Annotated in this window: 2 protein-coding genes; one reads left to right on the top strand and one right to left on the bottom strand. The window is 34.4% G+C overall.

What is annotated here, in order from left to right:
* Positions 1-907 precede the first annotated feature (907 nt).
* Positions 908-1036 carry a hypothetical protein gene (locus NT145_05900; GenBank protein ID MCX5782220.1) on the top strand — a complete coding sequence of 43 codons (129 nt, stop codon included), beginning with the start codon at positions 908-910 and terminating at the stop codon, positions 1034-1036.
* A 208-nt stretch (positions 1037-1244) separates the two neighbouring features.
* Here NT145_05900 and NT145_05895 read toward each other — a convergent pair whose 3' ends face one another.
* Complete coding sequence (locus tag NT145_05895; protein ID MCX5782219.1) at positions 1245-1679, bottom strand: hypothetical protein; 435 nt, start codon at positions 1677-1679, stop codon at positions 1245-1247.
* Positions 1680-2113 lie beyond the last annotated feature (434 nt).

The raw sequence follows: 2113 nt of genomic DNA, 5'->3' as shown, positions 1-2113 counted from the left end.
ATAATTGATCTCTTTTCGGAAAAACTTGCACTTCGCGGGGTTGAGCTTCACGTTGGAGTCTGCTAACCGCTTGAAGACGGATTTCAAGTCGCCTAGATGGGTTTCAAAGGTTGAAGAAAATACTATTATATCGTCCATATATACCACCAGACACTTCCATTTAAGACCAGCTAACATAGCATCCATAAACCTTTGAAACGTTGCAGTTGCATTGCATAGGCCGAAGGGCATTAAACTCATATAACCCGCTGTCGGTAACTAATGCGGTCTTTCTTTTCGATTTTTCGTCCATAGGGATTTGCCAATACCCTGCGTATAGGTCCAGGGTGTCAAAGACTGTTGGACAGCATTGCTAATGAGCCGTCCATACGCGGCAACGGGTATACATCTTTGACGGTGACGTCGTTCAATCCTCGATAGTCTACACAGAACCGTAATTTGCCATCCTTTTTCTTCACCAGCACTATTCTTGAAGACCAGGGGCTATTTGATTCCTGGATTACATCTCGCGCTATCATTTCCGTAACTTGTTGTTTGATATTGTCGCGCTCCTTGAATCCTATCCGCTTCGGTGAGCAATGAATTAATTGAATATTGGTTTATAAATCTAGATTGTCAAGAACTTTGAAATTTTATATTTCAAACTTTTATATTTATATTTTAACTAATTTGTATAAATGATCAATATATTTGTTGCACAAATTGATCGTTAGTTTGCTTTTCCAAAAAGTTTGAATTGCATGAATCAAGTCAGCTTGGTTTCTTGGCTTCGCCTTTTTGCGAATGTACCATTTCAAATAAGCCCATACCATTTCTATAGGATTAAGATCCTAAATTAAAAGTTCTGTAAAAAGAATCTTCATTACAAAAATTAAATACTAACCGGGCTCTGTGGAGGAGTTTGCCAATGATTAATATTCCTATTTTTAATGTATTGCTTAGTGCTCTTGCTGATATGCTTTGGATCATTATCCATAACCAGACGAAAGCCATTTGGGAAAGCTTCATCTGTGAATGGTATCAGATAACGGTCTAAAATCTGTTGGTAGCCTAAGCTATTCATTGTACCATTAAAAATACAAACATCAGTTGCACCATTCCTACTTATTCCACCCCACACATGAACCTTCAAATTTAAATCGTTATTTTCTTCATAATTTAAAACTATATAGAAAAAACTTACCGTTAAAGGATGCTTAAATTTACCCCATTTGCTTTTGTCATACTTTGAAACCCATCTTCTGTTAGCAAAGACCAAAATACAACAAAAGCGAAGCAAATGCATTTCGCTTTTCCACATTTTCTCTGGATATGACTTGACAATATCGCGTTTTAATCGAAACTTGTTCATGTCTTGCTAAAATTCGACATATGGTGCTTTCAGAAATGCGGTTATTCAATTTCTCCTTCATATCTGCTAGAGATAATTCAGGATCCTTTTTCAACATTTCTAAAAGCTGCAATTCTTCATTGTATGATAATTTTCTGTTTCGCCCAGGTGGTTTTTGATTATAAAGATTACCATACCTTTCATATCTGATTAAAAAAGCTTCGACTGATTCGCGGGAGATTTTCAAATCGTCAATCGATAACAATTCTTTTAAAATATCTTTTATTGAATATCCAATTGATCTGAGATTCAATATTCTTTTCTTCACAAACGGTGATAGTCTAGGCATAATCTGATATAATAAATATTTTTTGAAATCAATGACAAAAAGTTCTAAATAATAATAATATAGGCCTAAAAATTATATAAATTAAATCATGCACATTTAAAGCTATAAAAAAGAGATAGTTAATGACCAAAATCAAATTTTTTGAATTTAACTGTGAAAGGTTAACTAAAAACTCTTGGAAGTACCTAATGGAACCATATTTCCTAAAAAACGAACGCATATTCAGATTCCTCATTAAATTTTACATCTAGTGGATGTTACTTTAATTTAATTAGACGAAGTTCTTTTGCCCTAGAGGTCTTTGAAAAAGCAGCATCAAAAAGCAGCTTCACAGCATCAAAAAGCAGCTTCGCAGCTTCAAAATGCTAGGATGATTCTGCAATGTACTGTAGAATAAATATGTGTTTATGACCATGTACAAATACACCAACATT

This window comes from Elusimicrobiota bacterium (assembly GCA_026388075.1).
Lineage (GTDB): Bacteria > Elusimicrobiota > Endomicrobiia > Endomicrobiales > JAPLKN01 > JAPLKN01.
Note: the sequence above shows the minus strand (reverse complement) of the source record. Positions and strands in the feature narration are given on the sequence as shown.

What these genes read in the sequence shown, in the direction of transcription:
- NT145_05900 (MCX5782220.1), top strand. Translation starts at nt 908, where the DNA reads ATGATTAATATTCCTATTTTTAATGTATTGCTTAGTGCTCTTGCTGAT.
- NT145_05895 (MCX5782219.1), bottom strand. Translation starts at nt 1,679, where the DNA reads ATGCCTAGACTATCACCGTTTGTGAAGAAAAGAATATTGAATCTCAGA.